Annotated in this window: 2 protein-coding genes; one reads left to right on the forward strand and one right to left on the reverse strand. The window is 38.4% G+C overall.

Going from position 1 to position 696, the window contains the following annotated elements:
- Positions 1 to 220: AIM24 family protein (locus A5N85_RS13450; protein WP_143143326.1), on the forward strand; the 220-nt coding region annotated here is incomplete at its 5' end.
- Between the two features lie 130 nt (positions 221 to 350).
- Here the strand turns inward: A5N85_RS13450 and A5N85_RS13455 are convergent.
- Positions 351 to 696, reverse strand: a 346-nt coding sequence (locus tag A5N85_RS13455; protein WP_143143327.1) for a transposase, incomplete at its 5' end; no start/stop codon positions are given.

Below are 696 nucleotides of genomic sequence, written 5' to 3' on the forward strand. Positions count from 1 at the left end.
TGATAATGGGCATGTGGTTTGTTGGGATGCCAATTTGGACTATAGTTTATCGCCTAGTGTTCGTCGTAGTAATGGCTTACTTGGCAGTGTAATGAATGCGGTGACTAGCGGTGAAGGATTTATCTTAAAGTTTACTGGTAGGGGAAAAGTGTATTTAAGCTCACGCAATCGCAATTCCTACCGCAGCTGGTTGCAAAGTTTATTGGGCAATAATCGTTAAAGAGAATTCCAACAATGACCTGTTTATTGGTTGTTAGGCATCTCTAGAGCTAACACTGCTAGCAGTAATTTAAGATGACAAAGAGTTAATTTTTGATAAAAAATGTGCTAATCTCACATTTATAGTGCAATCATCTAAAACCCAACCCAATCCAAAGCAGATAAAAGAATAAAGTATCAATACAATCCATCCGCCATTCTTTGCGTATTTGCTTAATCCAAGCCCACATCTTTTCAATAGGATTTAAGTCTGGACTATAAGGGGGTAACCAAACTATCTCATGCCCATGCTCTTCAATGATTGCTTGAATATCACTGCGTTTATGAAAAGCGGCATTGTCCATGACAATTACACTGTTTTTAGGTAACTCAGGTAACAGTGCTTCTCTCACCCAATGAGAGAAAATATCGCTGTTAATAGAACCATCATATAAGCGTAAGGCAAACAATTCTCCATTGATAATGGCTCCAATCGCA

The organism is Suttonella ornithocola (assembly GCF_001889065.1).
GTDB classification, from domain to species: Bacteria; Pseudomonadota; Gammaproteobacteria; order Cardiobacteriales; family Cardiobacteriaceae; genus Suttonella_A; species Suttonella_A ornithocola.